We start from the raw sequence: 22,861 nt of genomic DNA on the forward strand, positions 1-22,861 counted from the left end.
ATGAAAGATTTAAAAAAGCCACCTTTTAAACAAAAAGCCATCGCGCTTGGATTTACCTTTGGTGTCCATGTGATTGCTGTTGTTGGCTTACTTTATCTTGGTATGAGTAAACCACCAGAGCCACCGAAGCAAATTAGAACTGTGCTCATCAAACCTGAGGACTTAAAGCCTGTTACGCTTGAAGAAACAGAGTTTACTGAAACAGCACACGAAAATGTCGCTAAAGAAATCACACAAACGGCTCCGCCCGCTGTAGAGCCTGCACCTGTTATCCCATCAGCATCACCTATAACACCCGTTGTGCCAAAAGTCGATGCTCAAAAAGCAGCAGTGGATGCCAAAGCCGCTGAAGCGGCAGCACGTAAAGCTGAACTACAACAGCAGATTCAAGCACGTGCAAAGGCTGAAGCTGAAAAACTACAAGCTCAGCAAGAACGTGCTGCTACCCGTGCAGCGGAGCAAGCTAAAAATGCTGAGAAAGCCAAAGCAGATGCAGCCGCGAAAGCCGAAGCAGACGCCAAACGCCGAGAAAACTTAGAAGCCTTAAAAAAAGCAGAGGCAGTACAAAAAGCGAAGCTAGAGGCACAAAAGAAAGCGGATCTCGCTAAAAAGCAGCAGCAAATTACTGATGCCAATAAAGCTAAAGCTACGGCGGATGCAAAGGCTAAAGCGGATGCAGATAAAGCCAAGGCTGCCGCTGATGCAAAACGTAAAGCCGATGCGGACAAAGCAAAAGCCGCCGCTGATGCGAAGGCCAAAGCAGATGCCGATAAAGCCAAGGCAAATGCCGATGCCAAAGCTAAAGCAGATGCAGCGAAAATCAAAGCTGACGCTGATGCAAAAGCCAAAGCAGATGCAGAAAAAGCCAAGGCTGCCGCTGATGCAAAACGTAAAGCCGATGCTGAAGCAAAAGAACGTGCAGCGGAAGAAGCACGTGCTTCATCTGCCAAACAGGCTGCCGAAGAAGCTGCACAAAAGAAAGCTGAGGCCAAACAAATTGCGTCCACGGCAAAACGAGACTTTGAAAATAAAATTAAGCGTGCATGGGATACCCCTGCTGGCTCAAGTGGGAAAACAGCGACAGCACGTGTGACCCTTTCAGATAACGGCGCTGTACGCTCTGTGATCGTGAGCTCAAGTGATCCTGACATGAAAGCCAGCGTTGAAGCAGCTGTTCGTTCTGCGGCACCCTATCCAATGCCTTCTGATCCAGAAGCACGCCGGCAAGCGCAAAGCTTTACATCATCCTTTACTGCCAAATAACCCAAATCCCTCTGAACAATCAGGGGGATTTTTCCAGCCATATTTACAGTATTTTTACACACTCAAATAACTTATTTTTAAATACGTTTAATATGTATACATGTTCAATAGTAATCGATGTGAAGTCTTTAATTGCAGTCTATATTTCACTCCATACAAGCGAGTCGCCACTGCCTCTTATCACACACATCTGCATATGCGTTTTTTCATTTACGCTTAAACGACTTAACTCTTACTCTTTTTTCACAGTGTTATAACAGATCAGTCATAATTTCATGCTTTTAATATTAGAAAATCATGCCATTATGTAGAACAATTAAACCCAACATAAAAGCCGTTTGTTTGAGTAAATAACGAATGATGGAAATGACGCGTAAACACCTTCTTAGCCTAGCTATTTTAACTACTTTCAGCCCAGTCCTCGTGACTCAAGCACATGCTCAACTTCATTTAGAAATTGCAAAAGCACCCGAAGAAGCGCCTAAAATTGCAATCGTACCTTTTAGCAATGACAGCAGTCTCTATCCCATTATTGAAACGGATTTAAACCGCTCAGGGAAATTTACCAGTGCTTCAAAAAATTTGCCTGCAACAGCCAGTATAAATAACCCGAACGCAGCCAACTGGCAAACAGCAGGTGTTCCATATGTCGTTACAGGAACAGTCAAAACCACTGAAAATGGTAGCTACGAAGTTCATTACCAACTGTATGATGTCCAAAAACAACAATATCTTTTAAATGAATTATTAACTGTTCCAGCATCACGTATTCGCTCTGCTGCACACATGATTAGTGATGCTATTTATCAAGCATTAACAGGTATTCCAGGGGACTTTAGCGGTCGTATTGCTTATGTACTGCGTAATGCTGCTACACCAGAGCAACGCTATACACTACAGATCGCAGATACTGATGGTGAGCAACCACGAACAATTTTAACGTCACGTGACCCAATTCTATCGCCTGCTTGGACGCCAGATGCTAAGAAAATTGCATATGTTTCTTTTGAAACCAAACGTCCAGCAATTTATGTCCAAGACCTTTCCACAGGTGCTCGCGAAAAACTTGCGAGCTTCCGTGGTCTAAATGGCGCACCAAGCTTCTCTCCTGACGGGAAGAGTATGTTGTTTACGGCCTCTATGCATGGTAACCCAGAAATCTACCAAATGAACTTGGAAACCCGTCAACTGCAACGTATGACCAACGACAGCGCCATTGACACTGAAGCACGTTATGCGCCAGATGGTAAGTCATTTATTTTTACTTCTGACCGTGGTGGTTCTGCACAAATTTACCGTTATGACTTGGCAAATAACAGTTATAACCGTTTGACCTTCCGTGGTGCTTTCAATGCACGTGGCACGCTCAGTGCCGATGGCAAAAAGCTGGCACTGGTCCACCGTCCAAGCGGTAGTAACTATAAAGTCGCTATTCAAGATTTAAACTCAAGTGTCACCAATATTTTAACGCCAACCAGTTTGGATGAGTCACCAAGTTTCTCGCCAAATGGGCAAATGGTGGTTTATGCAACGCGTGAAGGTTCACGTGGTTTGTTGTCAATCATGTCACTAGATGGCCGTTTCCGTATGAATTTACCAAGTGAACAAGGTGAAGTTCGTGAGCCGGCTTGGGCACCCAAATAAATTTTTTAAAGACTAGCCTTTTTAATAATCATCAATTTTCATGGAGATGAAGAATGAAATCGATCAAACTTTTAGCCCTTCCAATCTTAGCGACTGCTCTTGTGGTGACAGGGTGTGCGAGCCGCAAACCTGCGGCAACAATTGAAGCTGGCCAAAACCCCAATGGTTCAACCACAGTCAACACTCAAGGTCTAAGTGAAGATGCTGCTTTAAATGCACAAAATCTTGCAGGTGCATCAGCAAAAGGCGTGACTGAAGCAAACAAAGCATTTTTAGCAAAACGCGTTGTGCATTTTGACTATGACAGCAGCGACCTCAGCAATGATGACTATCAAACGCTACAAGCCCATGCACAATTCTTAATGGCAAATGCAAATTCGCGTGTAGCGTTAACAGGTCATACCGATGAGCGCGGTACACGTGAATACAACATGGCATTAGGTGAGCGACGTGCCAAAGCTGTTGAAAGTTTCTTAATCACCACAGGTGTGAGTCCGAACCAACTTGAAGCCGTTAGTTACGGTAAAGAAATGCCAATCAACACAGGCCATGACGATAATGCATGGAAAGAAAACCGTCGCGTAGAAATTAACTACGAAGCAGTACCACCACTTTTAAAATAATGCGGGTATCGCAACTGAAATAAAAAAGCGCTCCTTTCAATGAGCGCTTTTTTATGACTTAAACTTGTTCAGGCTTAGGATTTTCATCAGATTCTTCAGCATGTTGCATAGATTCAATCATGTCATGTTTATTGAACTTTTTATACTCAGCTTTTGCTTCGTAGTCTTGCCATGCTTTTTTCACACTATCGTCTGAAATATCATCTAAGTTAATCCCTTCGCTCGGCGTTGGAGTCGCATCAAATTTTTGCGTTGTCATTGTTGTGCTCCTATTTTTACCTGATATTCCTTCCATCAACATAGCACTTTCCACAAGACTTGCAAGGGTAAAATCACAGCAAATAGTCGAGTTTAATTGTTCTTTTGCATCGTTCTCGACTAAAATATAGCGCAATATTGATTTTGTTACGTATTCAAGTTTTAGTGGAGTCCTCCCCCTTATGTCATATCTCAATCTGTCCCAATTTTTAGAACAACATACGGGAAATCTTACGCCTGAATTGGCACAAGTGATTAGCACTATTGCTAGTACCTGCCAAACCATCGATCAAGCTTTGCAAAAAGGCGCTTTAGCAGGTGTTTTAGGCAGTGCGCAGCATGAAAACGTGCAAGGTGAGGAACAGAAAAAACTGGATGTGATTTCAAATGATTATTTGATTGATGCTCTAAAAATCCACCCACAAGTTGGCGGTTTAGCGTCTGAAGAATTAGATGAATTCACACCAGCTCAAGAAAATGGCAAATATTTGGTTTTATTTGACCCACTTGATGGTTCAAGCAACATCGACATCAATATGTGTGTGGGTACTATTTTCTCAATTTTACCTGCAAAAAATGCAGTGACACAAGCTGAAGACTTTATGCAAGCAGGCAACCAGCAAGTTGCTGCGGGCTACGTGCTTTATGGCCCATCAACCATGTTGGCATTAACAGTCGGCGCTGGTACAGTATTCTTTACCTTTGATCCAGAAGCTCAACAATTCTTACTCACCTCTGAAAACATTCAAGTAGCAGCAGATACCAAAGAATATGCCATTAACTCATCAAACCAACGTCACTGGGAAAATCCAGTAAAACGTTATATTGAAGAACTGCTTGCAGGTAAAACAGGCCCGCGCGACAAAGACTTCAACATGCGTTGGGTGGCATGTATGGTGGGTGACATTCACCGTATCCTTTGCCGTAGCGGTATTTTCATGTATCCATACGACCTCAAAGATCCGAAAAAAGCAGGTCGTTTGCGTTTAATGTATGAAGCAAACCCTATGAGTATGTTGATTGAACAAGCTGGTGGTGCATCTACAACGGGTCGCGTTCGTATTTTAGACATTCAACCAACTGACCTACACCAACGTGTTCCTGTGATTATTGGTTCTAAAAACGAAGTCGATTTAGTGACTGGCTACCACAACTAATTTTTTTAAATGCGCATAACCATCTAACGCGTTATGCGCATGAGTCTCCCCCATGTCAATCGTTTTTCTTGAATCAAAAGACAACCCAAAGATTAAACATCTACGTGGTTTAATCGAACAAAGTAGTTACCGTAAAAAGCAAGGTCAAACCGTGCTTGAAGGAACACACTTAGGCTTAGCTTGGGTTGAAAAAAAGAAGAAGCTCAATTCTATTTTCACCACTGAAAATGCACTCGAGCACCCTGATATTTGCGATATTCTAGATGAATATGAAGGTGCTGTTTTTGTCATTGCTGAAAGCTTGTATCGTGACTTAAGCACATTGGGGACTACTTTACCCTTCTTGGCAGTTGTCGACTTACCAAGTTCAAGCCAAAGTGTAGACTTTAGCTTGGATACCCTGATTTTGGAAAATATTCAAGATCCAGGCAATGTCGGCACCCTACTACGCTCTGCTGCGGCAGCGGGTATCAAGCAAGTTATTTGTACCAAAGGTTCTGCAGCACTCTGGTCACCACGTGTATTACGTGCAGGCATGGGTGCACACTTCTCACTCAACACGTATGAAAACGTTGCCATTGAAGATGTACTCGAACGCTTTGAAATTCCAGTGTATGTGACCAGCTCGCATCAGGCTGAAAGTTTATATCAAAAAGATTTAACACAAGCTTGTGTCTGGATCTTAGGTAATGAAGGCCAAGGGGTTTCTGACTTTGCTTTAGCACATGCTCAAGCACTGAGCATTCCACAGCCCGGCGGCCAAGAATCTCTCAATGTCGCTATTGCAGGTTCAATCTGCTTTTTCGAAATGGTACGACAACGACTTTAAAATCGTTAAGTTATATTAACTAAAGTCGGCTCAGCAGAAAAAATAGATTACACTAGAAAAAATAATTACTTGTGTTGTCAACCAAACCATTATTTCCAACGTTATAGGCACATGATTGAGGAAATAATGGTGGGTATCCGATGACAGGATTTTCCATCTCTATGGATTTAGCACCCAAACAGTCTAAAATGCAAGATTCGAGTATTCTTAAGAGTACAGCCGAATCTCGCCTAAAAAACTTCATGCAAGAAGTGACTGGTCGTGCTTTAGTGATGATGGAAAGTGCTACACAAAACCAGCAGGATATCGCTATGGATTTGGTGCAAGAAGCCTTTATTTCATTACACAAATCTTATTCCGATCGATCTACGGAAGAATGGTATCCCCTGTTCTATACCATTTTAACCAACAAATTACAGGATTGGCGCCGTAAAGAGGCACGTCGAGCACAACCGTTTTCATTCTTCAAAAAAGTCAGCCTTGATGATGACGATTTTGAAGTAAATGAGGTGGTTGATGAGAGAGCGCTGAATCCTTCAGACTTTTTAAGTCAAGCTGTCACTGCTGATGAAATTCAAGAAGCCATTGCCGGTCTTCCTGTTCGTCAACAGCAAGCATTTATGTTACGCGCGTGGGAAGGTTTTGATACTGCAACCACTGCGCAAATCATGAATTGCTCTGAAGGCAGCGTTAAAACTCATTACCACCGTGCGATTCAAGGCTTACGCAATGCTCTCGCACATTTGAATCCACATCTAGGAGGATCATCCGAATGAAAGATGATTTCTTAAAGCAAGTAACCTCCAAACTTGATGGGCTCGCACAACACCACAAAAACAAACCCGTGGTGATGCAACATGTTCTTGATGACATCCAAGATCAAAAGTCCTCACGTTACGGCCTTTGGAAAATGTCTGGCTTTGCTTTAGCTGCAGCTATTGCCGGCTTTGTCGTACTTCCAAACTCTATAACCCTTGATGAAAAACCACACAACCAAGTGGTTGCGACACCTAAACTTTCACCCCAAATGGTTGAAGATTTAGAAATGTTATTGGTTTTAGGTGAGGACACTGTTCCACATGGCAGCTAAACGTGTCGCTTTTGCACTGTGCACGCTAGGTTTTTTACAAACCAGTTTTGCAGGTTTTGATCGTTTTTGGATTTTTTCCAAAGATGCAGATACCCAAGTGTCCGAAACATGGGAATCGTTGTCTGAAGAAGAACAACGTGCATTGATTCAACGTTACCAGTCACTTAAAGAACTGCCAGATTCGCAAAGTGCAGCCCTGCAACAACGTATGGACTGGTTTACTCAGTTACCTGAACAAGAAAAGCAAAAAATGCGTGACACCTGGCAACAGATGAGCACCCAAGAACGTCGTGATTTACGTGTACGCATGCAAAAAGCAGATGCAGATGAGCGTGTGAATATTCGAAATGAATATATCAACAAATACATCCATAGCAACACTGCCACACATTAAGATACCTAGTTGAATCTAAATACCATAGCAACACCCATAAAAAATGCCTCATATGAGGCATTTTTTATGGCTTCATTTATATTTTTCGTCGTTGTCTAAACCACGCTAAGGACAACAATCCAAGCAGCCCAAGACCACCCATTGAGCCACCACCACCTCCACTCGCTTTCGTATTGGTATTTTTAGCTGTGTTGGTAAAATACATCATCGCAGATTTAGACTCTTCAGCCTCTGCATCATAGATCACGTATTCAATTTCATAAGGGAATGGACTGAAATTATTGCGAACTTCAACTTCAATATTTCCGCCATAACATACATATTTTTCATATTCGCCTGGACAAGTACCTGTGCGTTCTGGCTTAATATTAATGCCTGCATCTTGACGTACAATACGAATAGCTAAGTCCTTTCCATTTCCATCACGGTAAAATGCTGGACGTTGATGTTCAGCCGTGACTGTACTAATCGGACCATCACCATCATCACTATCATTTGCAAGTGGATTTACACTGAGTTTTAAAGTACCACCATAATTCAGCGTATATTCATCCGTTTTGGCAATCGGCTGTATATTAGTAAACTCCGCTTTTAAAATTCCCGAAGAGATTGCCTGCGTCGCTTTACTCTTCACGCTATATCGGCAATAGACATATTCCGTGTTGGTTGTAGGCTTACCATCAGTGCGATAAATCATGATTTGTTTTAAATCATCCTTCCACTCGCAGCGTAAAGTTGGATCTGCTCTAAGTTTTGAGGTATCAAGCACACCATCTTTGGCGCTGAGCACACCCACACCTAATACCTGCGTTTCTGTAATGGTGTAATTCTCAGTGTTCATTTCTTTTAAAGCTGATGTACCATCCGCAGTGTTGACTACTGCTTCATCTTGCAATACAAACTGGAAAGGATCGACATAAATCGCCCGGTACTTTTGATGTATTTTGGTTGCTGCTAAAAGCTCTTTATAATGCTTTAATTCTTCATTAAACTCGATCAAAAAGTCTGGATTGGTGTCTTTGTTGGCGATTAAACCTTCTAATTCCTCAATGGTATTTTCATACACTTGCAAACGCTCCGCCTGCGAGGTATTTTTTAAATCAGTAATATCCGCTGCCGCTAAACGTCGTAACTCAACCGACCCAATATCGCAACTGTTGGCTTCCGCAGGAGCTAACATCAATGTTCCATCGACAATACGGTCTAGACCACGCTGATCGCTATCGTTACAACTCAATTTACTGTTGGTATCAAGCAAATCAACTCCACCACTATTCACTTTCGGAAAATACATTGGGCGGAATAAATTATATTTCGATGGCGAAGTTAAGGAACTAAGTAGACTTCCTATAGCCACATTTTTCACATCAATATTGGTATCTGTCGTACCATCGAGTATTCGTGCACTTGCCGCCAGCTCACACTGACTGGTCGCCGTATCAAACGCATTGTAGCCTGCTGTCACGCCAGCATCATATTTATCGGATAGCGTCTGAGAACCTACATAGCGACATGAGGTGTTTCCATTGTATGCAAGTACATTGTAGTACAATGATTTCGTACCGAAATCGTCATAATCCAAAACACTTGCTGCACTGTTTTCTACAATGGTGTTATTTGACAATAAGAAATTACCCTCAAGACTCAGATTATGTTCTCGGGTATTGACGGCATAAATAATGCTTCCATTTGTCGAATTTACTGTATTTTTTGCAATCGTATTATTCGCCATAGCAACTTTTGGGTTACCACAAAAATCAAATGTATTCAGATTCGATATCTGGCCATTCGAAATAATACTATTTGCACTAAACTCTATATTGGTTTTTACATCTAAGAGACCTGCATAACATTGCATTGCAAGAACACTACCCACAGTCGCTTGGTTGCCTTGTAATACACTATTATTTACAGTCACCTGATGCTCACCAGGACCAACGAGATAGAGTGCTCCGCCTTTTTTATCCGACTTTGAATTTAGAATTTGTGCATTATTTAAGGTTAATGCTCCGCCGACCAATAAAGCACCACCCTCATCCGCCGAATAACCATTTTCTAAAATGACATTCTCTAGCGTCAAACTGGTCTTCGTAATGGTATTAAATAAACGTGACTTTCCACCTGCATCAATTCGTGAAGTTAATTCACCTAGGGCAGGATACTTAAAAGTGATGGGGCTTTTTTCACGATCTAAATAAGGGCTTTTCCCAAAAACCACCACTTTAGACTCGGGAACAATTTCCTTATTCAGTTTGTAGGTCCCTGCCTCCAACTGAATATAATCGGTTTGACCTGCCCCTGTGTTCCCTGCACTACAGCCACCATAAGCCTTATTTAAGCTAGCTGTTTTGATTGCTTCACGAAGTGAACATTGGTTCATGTTTACATTATCTTCATCCTCAAATGTATTGACATAAATCGTTCTATCTTCTGCAGCCATTAATGTCATAGCAGCTACCACCATGACACCCAATAGTCCTTTTTTAAAGTGTTTCATGTTTGCCCTTTTTTTATTTTCGACGCAGCAAAATTAAAGCAAATAACCCCAGTAAGCTCAGAATACCCGCACTTCCCCCAGAGGTTTTAATTTTGTCACTTTCCATATGATTTTGCGGTTCTTGTACAATTTGTACATTCACTTCAACGAATGGAATATGTTCATCAAAACGTGTCGTGGTTGTAACCAACTGTAACCTGAAAATATCAGCACCATGCCATGCTCCATTTGGCGTGTAAGTAATATTTCCGAGTTCATCAATCACCACTTTACCTTTCGATACCGTTTGAGTCTGCTGCACCCGCATACAACCAGGTTGCCATTCTTCACCATTTGGTGCTTTAGCCGATTTGAACAAGCTTGCACATTCCGTTTTGGACAGTAGATCACTATCGCCGAGTAGATCTGCAACTGAAAGTTTAGCTACCTGCCCCGCAATCAGATCTTCACCAATTAAACTAATCGTCGTTGGGACTTCAATCTCGATTGCACCACGGTCACAAAAGGTATTATTCGTATTTCGATTCACACCACGTTGATCTGAATTTTCACAGCCAATTAAAGAATCCGTTGTGTTTACAACCACTTTACCCTTGTTCACAATTGGAGAATCTAGCCAATGTGTCTGACTCATTAAAATGCGTGGGCGGAAATAGCCTAAAAATTTTTGGTTGGGAACAATATAAGGACACAATAAACTGTCAGCATCTGCAGACATGCTTTTACACTCACCCACCACATCACTACCTGCAATCAAAGCGCCAGACCAAAACTCATTCGGGTAATAGCTCACACCACTGCCACAGTCACTTTGCGTAACTAAATTGTTCTGAAGAACTGCCTTACTTAAATCTCCAGCACAATTTTGCGTGATGGTATTTTCAGCATTCCCTAAAACAATACTATTGGCTAGATAAGCCAAGTTCGTAGATGGATTGAAATAAATCCCTTTACTGTTCCCCACCACCGTTAAGTTATTCAAAGCCATGCCATCTCGAACATTGACGACATAACCTGTATTTTTCACAAAGGTACTACTGACTAGACGTGATGCTAAAATGGATAAGGTCGTGTCTTCTTTAACCACTGCATTATTGACAGAGTAAATGTTGGCACTGCTTGCATCTGTTGTTTTATTTTCTTTGAAAACTGAATTATAAATCCGAAAAGAAGGCGCGTCTCCATACAATATTGCCCCTTGTACTGCTTGGTTGTGTTCAACCAAAGTAGAGCGAATTTCAACTAGACTACGACTAGTACCATCTTCGAGCAAGGTTGCGACATTGTAAATTGCACCCCCTTGCCCTGCAAAACCACCTGTTAATTTGACGTACTCAAGACCTAAATATTCATTATTATAAATTAAGCCACCTTGATTCACACCGCATTCTTTCGCACAGCCCTGTAGAGTAACCTCTTTTACTAACACACGAATTAAAGCATTCTCAGCATTATCAACCCTTAATAAGTTGTCAGAACCATTCATTTTTAAGATAGCATTACTTAAACCCTGAACTGTTTCCTCCCCCACAGAACTGTCATAACTTGTTCTGAGTGTTAAATCTTTTTTGATCGCAAGATGGGAATTTAGTAAATAGGTTTTATTTTTCTCAAGCATGACGGTGGAAATCGCATCTTTACCCCCACAGCCATAATAACCCGCCTCAGGCATGCCTTGATTAATATAGTCGATAGCTTCGCGAAGTGAACATTCCGTGTCATTTTTGACAATATCATCAGTGATAGTCACATTAATATTGCCCGAATAGGCATGACTCGCCACCAATAGCGTAGCTACACCTATGCTCTTCTTGAGCATAACGATCTCCTTGCTTTTATTTTATCTTTTCTTTTTATTCTTAGATTGCAAAATCCCTGCAATATCTAACAATTTTTCGTACTCTGTCACAGCTCGGACAATTTCTCAAGTAATATTATGATTTACCGATATTCGTCAATGAGTGCATAAATTTGTCTGAGGTTTGCATTACTCAGTTTGGTTTTCTCACCTTTTAGCAGTTGAATCAGTTGCTCTAAACTTTGTAATAAAACCGAGGTTTGATGTGGCCCATGCGCAAGCAAATAATCAATAATCTGTTGATCGATATGAATCCCACGACGCGATAAAACCGACATCACCAGTGTAGAACGATCAGCATACAAACTTCCGTTGGGTACTTTTACACTCACCGCTTGTGTTAAACGAGATTGTAAATCGGGTAGTTCAAGTTTTAATTCAATCGGCGCAACACGAGAAGAGAACACCAACTGACCACCTTCTTCATTATTGTAGTTGATTAGGTGAAAAACTGCTTTCTGCCAATGCGGTACACCACTTATGGCTTCAATATCATCTAAAGCGACAAGATCGAAACGCTCTAAAGAAGTAATTGCTTCAGTTGGTGCATCCAACAACTCAAGCAGTGAAACTTGAATTGCCGTTTTACCCACATCCAAATAAGAATCACAAATTGCTGAAAGTAAATGACTTTTTCCAGATCCTGCGCCACCATACACATAAAAACGATTCATTAAACCCGCATGTAACTGACGAATCGCATCGATAACATGCCCCCATCCCGGCCCAGAAAAGTCACTGATTCGAGCATCGAGTTGGGGTTCAATATCTAGTTGCAATTGACGCATACTGATTTATGTATCCTAAAGTTCTTTATGGTCTATCTGATCAATCTTACTTGAATTTTCAGATGCTTGCTGAGCTTTTACCGCTTGATTTTTTAGTTCAATATCAACATCGACTTCATCGGTTTCAATCGTAATTGAACCCGCAGATGAATCTTGCACAACATAAGTAGATGTACCATACATTGGACTATTTTCATAAAACTCACGTGCATGTCGTAATAAGACTACAATCACAGCAGCTACAGGCAATGCAATTAACATCCCTAAAATGCCACCCAATTGTGCGCCAGCCAATACTGCAAATACTACAGCAACTGGAGACAAACCAATTTTATCGCCCAACAAGAACGGTTGTAGAATATAGCCTTCCACTGCCTGACCAATCATAAAGACCACACCAACCAAAAGTAATTGCATCCAATCAATTCCAAACTGGAATAAACTTGCAATCACTGCGGCAATAATCCCGACTGCAAAACCTAAGTAAGGAATGATACTGCACAGCCCAGCCACCATCCCAATAATCAAACCTACTTCAAGTCCAATTAACTGTAAGCCCACTGCATAGACCACGCCCAAGAGCACCATGACCAAGAACTGACCTTTGACAAAAGCACCAAGTACACTATGACATTCTTTAACAATGACTAAGGTCTGTTCTTCATATCGCCGTGGAATAAGACGACGAAAACTGTCCAGCATGCGATCCCAATCTAATAAAAAATAGAATGCAATAATTGGGATCAGAACCACCGTACCGCCAATCTGAATGAAGTTCAGTCCAGACTGAGCCAATTTGGCAATCATAGCCTGAATACTGTCTGCACTATAATTAGTCTGTACATATTCCATAATCGCAGCTGAAATCTGGTCAACATCCAATTCCATTGGGACCAAATTAAAACTATCAGATAACCAAGGCAGGAATTTATAATTTGCCCAATGTATACCTGAAGGAATACTGTTCTTTGCATACATGAGCTGTTCCCACACCAGTGGAACCAAATACCAAAATGCCAATGTAATGACAACGCCAATACCGATAAAAACAGCACTAATAGATAACCAACGTGGCAAACCAATTTTATGTAGTTTATCGACCAGTGGACTGAATAGATAAGCAACTAAAAATGCACCAATAAAAGGTAAAACAACAGGCTTGAGTAGATACAACACCCAGAGTATGAGCGCGATTCCTGCCAAAATAAAAATACGTTTAAGTGTACGATCTTGCATGCAATCTCGCCTTTGTCAGATTTAATCGTTATTGAGAAAAATATTTTAGTAAAGATAACATTTTAGCGCAGAAATAACATATGTGTTTCGTATATTCAGGTATAATCGCCCCGCGAATGCGGAGACTTCATTATGAGCAACTCAACTTCTACCCCAAACACTGGTTTAAGCTACAAAGATGCAGGTGTCGACATTGAAGCGGGCGACGCGTTAGTCGATCGTATCAAATCTGTCGCGAAGCGTACTACTCGTCCTGAAGTAATGGGCGGATTAGGTGGCTTCGGTGCACTTTGTAAAATCCCTAAAGGTTATGAAGAACCTGTTCTCGTATCTGGCACAGACGGTGTTGGTACAAAATTACGTTTAGCATTGAACTTAAACCGTCATGACACAATTGGTCAAGACTTGGTTGCAATGTGTGTAAACGATCTTCTTGTATGTGGCGCTGAGCCATTATTCTTCCTTGACTACTATGCAACTGGCCATCTTAATGTAGATGTTGCTGCAAACGTAGTTACGGGTATTGGCACAGGCTGTGAACTTGCTGGTTGTGCACTGGTTGGTGGTGAAACTGCCGAAATGCCTGGCATGTATGAAGGCGAAGATTACGACTTGGCAGGTTTCTGTGTAGGCGTAGTTGAGCAAAGCAAAATTATTGATGGCTCTAAAGTCAAAGCGGGTGACGTTTTAATTGGTGTTGCATCGAGCGGTGCTCACTCAAACGGTTACTCTCTACTTCGTAAAATTTTAGACGTGAAGAACGTTGACTTGACGCAAATCGTTGATGGCCGCCCACTTGCTGATGTTGCAATGGAACCAACACGAATTTACGTGAAGCCTATTCTTCAACTTTTAAAAGAAATTGATGTACACGCAATGGCGCACATTACTGGTGGTGGTTTACCAGGTAACTTACCACGCGTATTGCCGAATGGTGCTCAAGCTGTTGTGAATGAAGCATCTTGGGAATGGCCAGAATTGTTTAAACTTCTTCAACGTGAAGGTGGTGTTGAACAGTTCGAAATGTATCGTACATTCAACTGTGGCGTAGGCATGGTCTTAGTTGTCGATGCTGCCGATGCTGCCAAAACAGTTGAACTCCTCAATAACCTTGGTGAAAAAGCTTTCACTATGGGACATATCGCTGACAATGCTGAGTCAGTTGAAGGCGCAGACGAAAAAATCCGCGTGATATTCGCTTAAGTCATATGATTAAAATTGCTGTTTTGGTTTCAGGAAGTGGATCAAACCTTCAAGCCTTGATTGATGCCAATCTATCAGGCCAAATTGTGGGTGTGATTTCCAACAAACCTGAAGCCTATGCGCTACAGCGTGCTGAAAATGCAGGTATTGCAACAGCAGTCTTTGAGCACAAACAGTATCCTCATCGTGAAGCCTTTGATGATGTCATGCATCAACAATTGCTCGATTGGGATGTTGATCTAGTGGTTCTTGCTGGCTTTATGCGTATTTTAAGTGAGAAATTTGTTAGTGCTTGGGAAGGGAAAATGATTAACATTCACCCTTCTCTTCTACCGCATTACAAAGGTATGCATACCCATCAGCGCGTACTAAATACTGGCGATCAACTGCATGGTTGTACCGTACACTATGTGACGGTTGAACTCGACGCAGGTCAAGCTTTAGCACAAGGTGTACTGAAAGTCAGTTCACATGATTGTGTGAACAGTTTGGCTCAACGTGTACATATGCTTGAGCATATCATCTACCCGCAAGTGGTAGAGTGGATTTGCATACAAACAATTCAGCATACAGACCAAGGTGTTCTCTACCGCAATACATTGATGCACGAGCCAATTCAGTTTTGCAAATTTTGAAAAAAAACGCCTCTTTGGAGGCGTTTTTTTTATGGTTGCTGAAAGATGCTATTAAACCTTTCCTTGAATTAGCCTCTTAATCAGAATAACCGTTTCCTCTGGTCGCTCCAAAGGAAACATATGACTCCCCTCAACAATTTGATAAGGAATGCCAAATTTCTTTTTCACTATTTGTGGAAACCCTGGACCAATAAAAGGGCCATTTTCAGCAATCATTAAATGCATGGGTACTTGTGGTTTGCCCTGAGGTAGCCACCATAAAGACGGATTGGTCCTAAAAATATGAACTTCATCCATTTTTGCAATTGTAAGTTCAACACCGCCACGGACACGATCTTCCGTTAAAGCATAGTCAATATAAGCTTGAAAGCAGTCTGGATCAAAGTCCTTATAAAAACCTTTTGGACGTAAAAGTTCAGCTGCCTGTTCACGACTTTTCCAATGGTCACGACGCCGTAAAGATAGTGCTGCTGGTGACATGGAATCAACCATTTTCAACTTGAACATCTTTGCAAAGTGTAATGCAAACGAGGCTTTGCCCATAATCAAAGGAGGGTCCATCATGATGACTTGTTCAAATAAATCAGGACGCTGTAATGCCGCCTGAAACGTCAGCACTGATCCTAATGAATGTCCTAAACCAATCACTTTACGTCCCTGCGCCTGACGAACAATACTGTCAATCACTTGCTGAGTTAAGCTTTTCCAATGGTTATCAATCGGGTAGCTTTTATCTGGACCCAATAATGGGACATAGATCACATCATACTGATCTGACAATAAATCAAATAATTTCTGATAGACCTTAGAAGGCACGCCATTGGCGTGCGCAAAATGAATTAATGGCTTCATTGGAGTTTCGTGGTCTGTTCAGTTTGTATTTGATTTGAAAGTGAGGATGCAAAACCTGCCCCCATCGACGCACCTAAACGGCCTAATACAGCGTCTAGTGGGCTATGTACTACAGTATAATCCATTGCCTTATCGGTATTGAGTTCACGTTTTAAAGTATGTAAATTACCAATACGATCCGCAATACCCAGTTTGACCGCCTGATCCCCTGTCCAGAAAAGACCTGAGAAGAGTGCAGGATCATTCGACTTTAACTTTTTACCACGACCTTGTTTTACAGCATTAATAAAATGCTCGTGTACATTATCAAGTACACCTTGAACATGTGCACGCTGCGCAGGGTTAACGGGTTGTGTCATTGACAATAAAGCTTTGTTTTGACCAGAGGTCATAGTGCGGTCTTCAACACCCAGTTTTTGCATGAGGCCATTCACCCCATAGTTCGGCATAATCACACCGATTGAACCCACTAAACTCGATGGATTCACCAAAATTTCATCAGCAGCAGATGCGATATAGTAAGCACCTGATGCACCTGTATCACCAATCACCGCATACAATTTTTTATCGCTATGCGCTTTTTTCAAATATTGAATTTCTTGCCAGATTTCATCCGACTGAACCGGAGAGCCACCTGGTGAGTTAATATTGAGCACCACCGCTTGGCTTTGTTTATTTTCAAAAGCTTTCTTTAATGATTTAATCGTGTCATCACTGTTTACGCTTTGCTCATCAGCGGCAATGGTACCAACAATATCAACTACAGCTATATGTTTAGATGCAGTTGCATCCGTACCACTGGTCGAACAGCTCTTAGTCATGGCAAATAGAATAAATAAAAGATAAGCAAAAGTTAGACATTTGAAAAAGATACCCCAGCGACGTGCACGACGTTGTTCTTCAACGGAAGCTAAAACTGCTTTCTCTAAAAGTTTCCATTCGTTTCCTGTCGGTTGTTCATGTACAGGCTGTTGTTTCGGCGTTTCATTTTCTGGTTTTGGTGGCCAATCGGACATATAACAATCCAAACTTGAATAAAATTGCCCTCATTATATACACTGATTTGTAGAAAACTGTCGAAACAGTTTATTTTAGCCTATAATATTTTATGTTTTTATTCACATACACTATTGACTCTAAAGAATGACTAAAGCACAAGAGCAAAACTCGACTTATCGTTTACTGCATTTTGTAAGCAAACAACCTATTAAATTTGCACGTTTTTTTGCTAAAGGTTTAGCAGGCTTAGTCAATCTTTTAAAAATCAGTAAAAACAATGATGCTCTCAGGCTCAATTTAAAAATTGCACTGCCTGAGCTGAGTGATGAACGACGCGAAGTGATTGCGAAGCAAGCAGTACGTAATGAACTGACCACCTATTTTGAGTTTTTTAGTATTTGGGGTTCAAGCAATCAGAAAAATATTGAACGCGTCCAAAAAGTACATGGCGAACATTTGCTACATGAGGCACTTAATGCTCAGAAAGGCTTAGTCTTAATTGTACCTCATTTTGGGACTTGGGAAATTATGAATAGTTATGTCGCCCAATTTACTGAAATGACCATTATGTACAAGCCAGTTAAGGACCCTGGTGCTGACTTATTTGTTCGTGAGGCGCGCAGTCGTGAAGGCGCTCATCTTGTCCCTACCGATGAATCAGGGGTACGTCAAATTTTTAAGGCACTCAAACAAGGGGGGACGACCGTAATTCTACCCGATCATACCCCAAAACAAGGTGGGGAAATGATTCCTTATTTTGGCTTTCCTTTGGCTACAAGTAACTTGAGCGCTAAACTGATTCAAAAAACCAAAGCCAAAGCTTTACTGCTCTATGCTATTCGTAATGACGATGGCTTTGATATGTACATTGAAGAAATCAACGAAAGTATTTATCAAGGTACAGCCAATGATGGTACCTTCGTCATTCACCAAGCCATTGAGGACTTGGTTCATCGTTATCCTGAGCATTATCATTGGACCTATAAACGCTTTAAAGCCAACCCCAAACTTCGGACACTGTATAACCTTCCATTTAATGAGGCTGTGATGCGTTTAGAGCAATTGCGTATGGAACAACAGAATCAGTCGACTGCAACCACTGTCGAGTCTGACGTTGTGTCGTCAGTTCAATAAGCCCTGTAGGCTGCACAATAAAACCAATACTGCCCTGCTCTACTGTTGTTAAGAGCGGGATGTTTAAAGCTTCCAAACGAGCTTGCGTTACTGTACTTGGATGCCCATAGCGGTTATTGAACCCTGCTGAGGCAATTGCTAATTTCGGTTGATAATGTTTTAAAAATGCATAGGCTGAACTATGTCGACTGCCATGATGGCCCAAGATCAATACATCAACTCTTAAGTTTGGATAATCCTGTAATAATTGATACTCGGTTTGCCACCCTGCATCCCCCATAATCAAAAAATACTGATAAGGCTGTACATCCTTCACCTGTATATAGACCACACAAGATAGCTCGTTTTGCTGATAGGGTACTTGTACCAATTGATTGGCTTTCGGTGACAAAATTTTGATTTCGACTTGTTCAGACCAATGCCAGATCTGACCTTGTTGACAATAGTTAAAGTTTGACCTATTTGCCACATCTAGTTGCTGATTAGAGTAAACCTGATTAATCGACAACTCATTTTTTAATGTGGCATAACTGCCACTATGATCTTGATCCAAATGTGTAAGTATCAGCTGATCTAATTGGCTCACACCCTGCTTCGATAAAAATGGCTGAATAATCTGCTTAGCAACGCTAAACTTCAATTCATCATAAGAGCCACCAACATCAATCATGGCACGCTGTTGCCCATGTTGCATATACACTGCTTGTCCCTGACCGACATCCAGTACGATCAACTCAAAAGGACGGTTTTGACTACTGAACCCCAACAAAGGAATCAAACCTAGTACGAGCCATGATTTTGGTAGACTCGGTTTAGGCATAAAAACAATGATTAAGAGCACAATCAGTAAAATGATTTGCCAAGTATTGAGCGCAATCGGGTACAACCTAATCGGTAGTAGTGCATCCAACACATTGAATATGCCTAATAAAAATACTAGCACCCAATCTGCCAACTGAAACAAAAGGCTACTCAGCGGTTCAAAAAGATAAAAAGTAAATGCTGCCAAAACCTCTAGTGGTACAACCAATAAACTAATCAATGGAATAGCCACAAGGTTACTGATCGGGCTCACCCATGAGATTTGCTTGAAGAAAATAATCACCAAAGGCATCAGAGCCACAAATATTTTCCACTGTGACTCAACCAAAAGTTTTAGGCTAAAAACGAGTTTTTTCTGCCAAGACTGTGGGTGACTCAAGTCGAGTCGAATCGTGGTTTGATAAATGCGTAAAAGCACAAAGCATGCACCATAAGACAACCAGAAGGCCGCCGAAAGAATCGAAAAAGGATCAAACAATAAAAGGAGTGATGCACTCAATAAGAGTAACGTCAAAGATGAAATTATCTGCCTAAGCCAAATCAACACACTTAAACAGAAACAACTGAGTAAAGTACGAAGTGCAGGAATTTCAAAACCAACAAAGGCACAATACAGCAATACGCAGCAACAAAATGGTAGTAACAACGCATAAGGTCGTGGGATTTTGAGAAAAATCTGTGGCCAATAACGATTTAGCACCTTTTGCAACAGCCAACACAACATCACGGCAAAGATGAGTACATGCGGTCCTGATATTGCCAAAAAATGACTAATACCAAAACGTTGAAAAAATGCTGTCGTCTCTTTATCTAAGAAACTCTCATCCCCAGTCAGGAGTGCTAGAATTAGGCCCTTATGACTTAAAGGCTGTATATAAATAAAGTTGCGTATCTTTAAACGCTGCTGCTCTATACCTAGCTGGAGTTGCTTGAATACGGCTTGCTGTTTTCTTAAATGGCTGGCATAGCCTAATGCGAAAATCTCAGCCTCAGATAAGGGTTGTATTTGCTTAAGTTTGAAACCCGACATAAGATTACGCTGCAAATACCACTGCTCAATATCGAATACGCCTTGCACTGCATAACTATGCGCAGGACGAGTTTCCCCTGTCAGTCGGTAGTATTTCCCAAGTTCTAAGACCGCTTGCTCATCCGAAATCCTTTTTTGAAAACTCAACCATTGCACTGGTTGCTCATGTCGGTTCAAGACCTGTATTTCTTGCTGAATAGTCTCAGCACCTAGTTGGTTAATTTTTGCGATATAAACAATGACTTCAGCATCTTCAACTTTTGTTTCTTTGTAGACTAGACGCTGTTGCAAGGCCGATTGTGCATAATAATATCCCGCAGTTAAAAACAGCACGGAACAAATCAGCCCGCGAATAAACTGCAAAATAAATGTATGTTTGTGTTGAAAGAGAAAAAGCTGTAAGGGCAAAAGTATGATGACTGAAATCAGCGCTGGATAAAAAAGGTGATTTAGAATGGAAACGGTCTGCCCCATCAATGCAATTCCTACAATCCAAGCAGCATATAAAAACTTCATTCTTTTATTCAGTTATTTTTTTATTGGCGCCATAATAAAGCCCACCGAAGTGGGCTTCAATAGATAGTGGCTTTATCTCATATTTTTATCGGCACTCAGCCTATTCATTGACCCAAAGACCATCTTGCATATGCAAAATAGAATCCGCAGACTGAGCCAGTTGTTCATCATGTGTCACGATCAACATGGCCATGTTGAACTCCTGACGTAAATCCATCAGCAACTCAAAAATTTTACTTGCTGTTTTCCGATCTAAATTACCTGTCGGTTCATCTGCCATCATTAATGCTGGCTTGGCCACCAATGCACGCGCCAAGGCAACGCGTTGACGTTCCCCACCTGAAAGTTCACCCGGTTTATGGGTTAAGCGGTGCGTCAACCCAACGCGTTCAAGTAAGTATTCGGCTTGCTTTTGTACGTCTTTAAAGTTGGTACCTTGACGTAACATCAGTGGCATAGCCACATTTTCTAAAGCCGTAAACTCAGGCAACAGATGATGGAACTGGTAAACAAAACCTAAGTGTTGATTACGTAAATAGCCACGCTCAGCTTCATTCAAACTGTCAAAACGACTACCCTGTAAAAATACCTGCCCTGAACTCGGACGGTCTAAACCACCCAATACATGCAACAACGTACTTTTACCCGAACCACTCGAACCCACAATCGAGACAAATTCACCTGCTGTGACTTGTAGAGAGAGACCTTTAATCACCTCAACAGTCGACTTACCATCAGTAAAATGCTTTTCAATATTTTGTGCTTCTAAAACAATTTTACTCATAGCGTAATGCCTCCGCAGGTTGGATTTTTGCAGCACGCATTGCAGGATAAATAGTTGCAAGGAAACTTAAAATTAAAGACAGGGACACAATGGTTAATACATCTTGCCATCTTAAATACGATGGTAAGTAATTGATAAAGTATGCATCAAACAGATGAAGCCCCATCACATTGTTTAACCAACCCACAAAACTACTAATGCCAGAGGCGAAAACAATGCCGAGAATTGCGCCCGATACCGTACCAATCACACCAATAATCGTACCTTGAACCATAAAAATACGAGTAATAGTTGCAGGTGAAGCACCCAATGTTCGTAGAATCGCAATATCCGATTTTTTATCGGTCACGACCATCACCAAGGACGACACAATATTAAATGCAGCCACCAAGACAATCAGGAAGAGTAATAAGCTCACCATGGCCTTTTCCATTTGGATCGCACTAAACAAATTTCCGTGAGTATAGGTCCAATTCGAGGCATAAAAACCGCTTGGCAGATCCATCACAATTTCATCAGCCACTTTAGGTGCTGCAAAAATATCATCCAATTTCAGGCGAATGCCTTGTGCACCATCAGGTAAACGTAACAGAGTTGATGCATCATTCAAGGCAATATAGCCCATCATCGAATCGACCTCAGCACCAATGCTGAAAATGCCCACAATTTTGAAACGTTTAAAACGCGGTACCACACCCGCTGGAGATGGCGTTGCCTCAGGTAAAACCAAAGTCACACTATCATTTAAACCTAAACCTAAGGCATCGGTCATTTGTTTGCCTAAAACAATACCAAACTCACCTTTTTTTAAGTTATCAATACCACCTTCAACCATGTGGTCTTGAATAATTGAAACCTTTTTTTCATATTGAGGTTCAATCCCCGTGACCATAATTCCAGCCACTTGGCCTTGTGCCGTAAGCATTCCCTGCAATTGAGTAAAAGGTGCTACGCCTGTGACGTGTTCCTTTGTCTCAATTTTTTTTGCAAGTTCAGGCCAATCTGTTAAAATTTGTGTTGAAGAAACAGTAGCTTGAGGTATCATTCCAAGTACACGTGTTTTCAGTTCTCGGTCGAAACCATTCATTACAGATAAGACTGTAATAAGTACAGCCACACCCAGTGTCAGACCGATCATCGAAACCAGTGCAATAAAAGAAATAAAGTGGTTGCTACGCCGTGCGCGAGTATATCTCAACCCTATATACAGCGAGATTGGTTTAAACATACCATCTAGTCCGAGGTCATA

21 protein-coding genes are annotated in these 22,861 nt (G+C 41.4%); 11 read left to right on the top strand and 10 right to left on the bottom strand.

Annotated elements, in window-relative coordinates:
- The 3 genes from tolA (at position 1) to pal (ending at position 3,530) form a co-directional block, all read left to right on the top strand.
- A complete protein-coding gene (gene tolA / locus CDG62_RS13060) occupies positions 1-1,263 on the top strand; it encodes a cell envelope integrity protein TolA (protein ID WP_087526926.1) in 1,263 nt (420 codons plus the stop codon).
- Between the two features lie 360 nt (positions 1,264-1,623).
- Complete coding sequence (gene tolB, locus CDG62_RS13065) at positions 1,624-2,907, top strand: Tol-Pal system beta propeller repeat protein TolB (protein ID WP_162904075.1); 1,284 nt, start codon at positions 1,624-1,626, stop codon at positions 2,905-2,907.
- Between the two features lie 53 nt (positions 2,908-2,960).
- Positions 2,961-3,530 (top strand): peptidoglycan-associated lipoprotein Pal, encoded by a 570-nt coding sequence (pal, locus tag CDG62_RS13070; protein WP_087526924.1) that lies wholly within the window; start codon positions 2,961-2,963, stop codon positions 3,528-3,530.
- A gap of 58 nt (positions 3,531-3,588) precedes the next feature.
- On the opposite strand, the gene CDG62_RS13075 is transcribed toward pal, so the two are convergent.
- Positions 3,589-3,789: an NF038105 family protein gene (locus CDG62_RS13075; RefSeq protein WP_004980614.1), complete on the bottom strand. Its 201-nt coding sequence runs from the start codon at positions 3,787-3,789 to the stop codon at positions 3,589-3,591.
- Between the two features lie 181 nt (positions 3,790-3,970).
- On the opposite strand from CDG62_RS13075, the gene CDG62_RS13080 reads away from it, so the two are divergent.
- From CDG62_RS13080 to CDG62_RS13105, 5 genes are all read left to right on the top strand, one after another.
- The gene (locus CDG62_RS13080) at positions 3,971-4,945 is read left to right on the top strand and encodes a class 1 fructose-bisphosphatase (protein ID WP_087526923.1); all 975 of its coding nucleotides are present in this window, start codon (positions 3,971-3,973) and stop codon (positions 4,943-4,945) included.
- Positions 4,946-4,997: 52 nt separating this feature from the next.
- Positions 4,998-5,774 carry a TrmH family RNA methyltransferase gene (locus CDG62_RS13085; RefSeq protein WP_078425975.1) on the top strand — a complete coding sequence of 259 codons (777 nt, stop codon included), beginning with the start codon at positions 4,998-5,000 and terminating at the stop codon, positions 5,772-5,774.
- Positions 5,775-5,935: 161 nt separating this feature from the next.
- Positions 5,936-6,550 carry an RNA polymerase sigma factor gene (locus CDG62_RS13095; RefSeq protein WP_087526922.1) on the top strand — a complete coding sequence of 205 codons (615 nt, stop codon included), beginning with the start codon at positions 5,936-5,938 and terminating at the stop codon, positions 6,548-6,550.
- Entirely contained in the window at positions 6,547-6,864 is a 318-nt protein-coding gene (locus tag CDG62_RS13100; RefSeq protein ID WP_087526921.1) for a hypothetical protein, read from the top strand. Before CDG62_RS13095 ends, CDG62_RS13100 begins: the two co-directional genes overlap by 4 nt.
- Positions 6,854-7,258 carry a DUF3106 domain-containing protein gene (locus CDG62_RS13105; RefSeq protein WP_087526920.1) on the top strand — a complete coding sequence of 135 codons (405 nt, stop codon included), beginning with the start codon at positions 6,854-6,856 and terminating at the stop codon, positions 7,256-7,258. Before CDG62_RS13100 ends, CDG62_RS13105 begins: the two co-directional genes overlap by 11 nt.
- 76 nt (positions 7,259-7,334) lie before the next feature.
- On the opposite strand, the gene CDG62_RS13110 is transcribed toward CDG62_RS13105, so the two are convergent.
- From CDG62_RS13110 to cxpE, 4 genes are all read right to left on the bottom strand, one after another.
- Positions 7,335-9,755 (bottom strand): CSLREA domain-containing protein, encoded by a 2,421-nt coding sequence (locus CDG62_RS13110; RefSeq protein ID WP_087526919.1) that lies wholly within the window; start codon positions 9,753-9,755, stop codon positions 7,335-7,337.
- 13 nt (positions 9,756-9,768) lie between these two features.
- Positions 9,769-11,574: a rhombotarget A gene (gene rbtA / locus CDG62_RS13115; RefSeq protein WP_087526918.1), complete on the bottom strand. Its 1,806-nt coding sequence runs from the start codon at positions 11,572-11,574 to the stop codon at positions 9,769-9,771.
- A 122-nt stretch (positions 11,575-11,696) separates the two neighbouring features.
- Complete coding sequence (gene hda / locus CDG62_RS13120; RefSeq protein WP_058869325.1) at positions 11,697-12,401, bottom strand: DnaA regulatory inactivator Hda; 705 nt, start codon at positions 12,399-12,401, stop codon at positions 11,697-11,699.
- 15 nt (positions 12,402-12,416) lie between these two features.
- Positions 12,417-13,637 carry a chloramphenicol efflux transporter CxpE gene (gene cxpE / locus CDG62_RS13125; RefSeq protein ID WP_087526917.1) on the bottom strand — a complete coding sequence of 407 codons (1,221 nt, stop codon included), beginning with the start codon at positions 13,635-13,637 and terminating at the stop codon, positions 12,417-12,419.
- Between the two features lie 132 nt (positions 13,638-13,769).
- On the opposite strand from cxpE, the gene purM reads away from it, so the two are divergent.
- Both purM and purN read left to right on the top strand, forming a co-directional pair.
- Positions 13,770-14,840, top strand: coding sequence for a phosphoribosylformylglycinamidine cyclo-ligase (gene purM / locus CDG62_RS13130; protein ID WP_087526916.1), 1,071 nt, complete (start codon positions 13,770-13,772; stop codon positions 14,838-14,840).
- Positions 14,841-14,845: 5 nt separating this feature from the next.
- Positions 14,846-15,475, top strand: coding sequence for a phosphoribosylglycinamide formyltransferase (gene purN, locus CDG62_RS13135; RefSeq protein ID WP_087526915.1), 630 nt, complete (start codon positions 14,846-14,848; stop codon positions 15,473-15,475).
- A gap of 51 nt (positions 15,476-15,526) precedes the next feature.
- Here purN and CDG62_RS13140 read toward each other — a convergent pair whose 3' ends face one another.
- Together CDG62_RS13140 and sppA are read right to left on the bottom strand one after the other, a co-directional pair.
- The gene (locus CDG62_RS13140) at positions 15,527-16,327 is read right to left on the bottom strand and encodes an alpha/beta fold hydrolase (RefSeq protein ID WP_087526914.1); all 801 of its coding nucleotides are present in this window, start codon (positions 16,325-16,327) and stop codon (positions 15,527-15,529) included.
- A complete protein-coding gene (gene sppA / locus CDG62_RS13145; RefSeq protein WP_087526913.1) occupies positions 16,324-17,343 on the bottom strand; it encodes a signal peptide peptidase SppA in 1,020 nt (339 codons plus the stop codon). The genes CDG62_RS13140 and sppA overlap by 4 nt, the downstream gene beginning before the upstream one ends.
- Before the next feature lie 127 nt (positions 17,344-17,470).
- On the opposite strand from sppA, the gene CDG62_RS13150 reads away from it, so the two are divergent.
- Positions 17,471-18,460, top strand: a complete 990-nt coding sequence (locus tag CDG62_RS13150) for a lysophospholipid acyltransferase family protein (protein WP_087526912.1) — start codon at positions 17,471-17,473, stop codon at positions 18,458-18,460.
- On the opposite strand, the gene CDG62_RS13155 is transcribed toward CDG62_RS13150, so the two are convergent.
- The 3 genes from CDG62_RS13155 to CDG62_RS13165 form a co-directional block, all read right to left on the bottom strand.
- Entirely contained in the window at positions 18,360-20,828 is a 2,469-nt protein-coding gene (locus CDG62_RS13155) for a DNA internalization-related competence protein ComEC/Rec2 (protein ID WP_087526911.1), read from the bottom strand. The genes CDG62_RS13150 and CDG62_RS13155 overlap by 101 nt on opposite strands.
- Before the next feature lie 100 nt (positions 20,829-20,928).
- On the bottom strand, positions 20,929-21,612 hold the full coding sequence (gene lolD / locus CDG62_RS13160; RefSeq protein WP_087526910.1) for a lipoprotein-releasing ABC transporter ATP-binding protein LolD: 684 nt from the start codon (positions 21,610-21,612) through the stop codon (positions 20,929-20,931).
- Positions 21,605-22,840 (bottom strand): lipoprotein-releasing ABC transporter permease subunit, encoded by a 1,236-nt coding sequence (locus CDG62_RS13165; protein WP_087526909.1) that lies wholly within the window; start codon positions 22,838-22,840, stop codon positions 21,605-21,607. Before CDG62_RS13165 ends, lolD begins: the two co-directional genes overlap by 8 nt.
- Positions 22,841-22,861: the final 21 nt, after the last annotated feature.

This window comes from Acinetobacter sp. WCHA55 (assembly GCF_002165305.2).
GTDB lineage: Bacteria > Pseudomonadota > Gammaproteobacteria > Pseudomonadales > Moraxellaceae > Acinetobacter.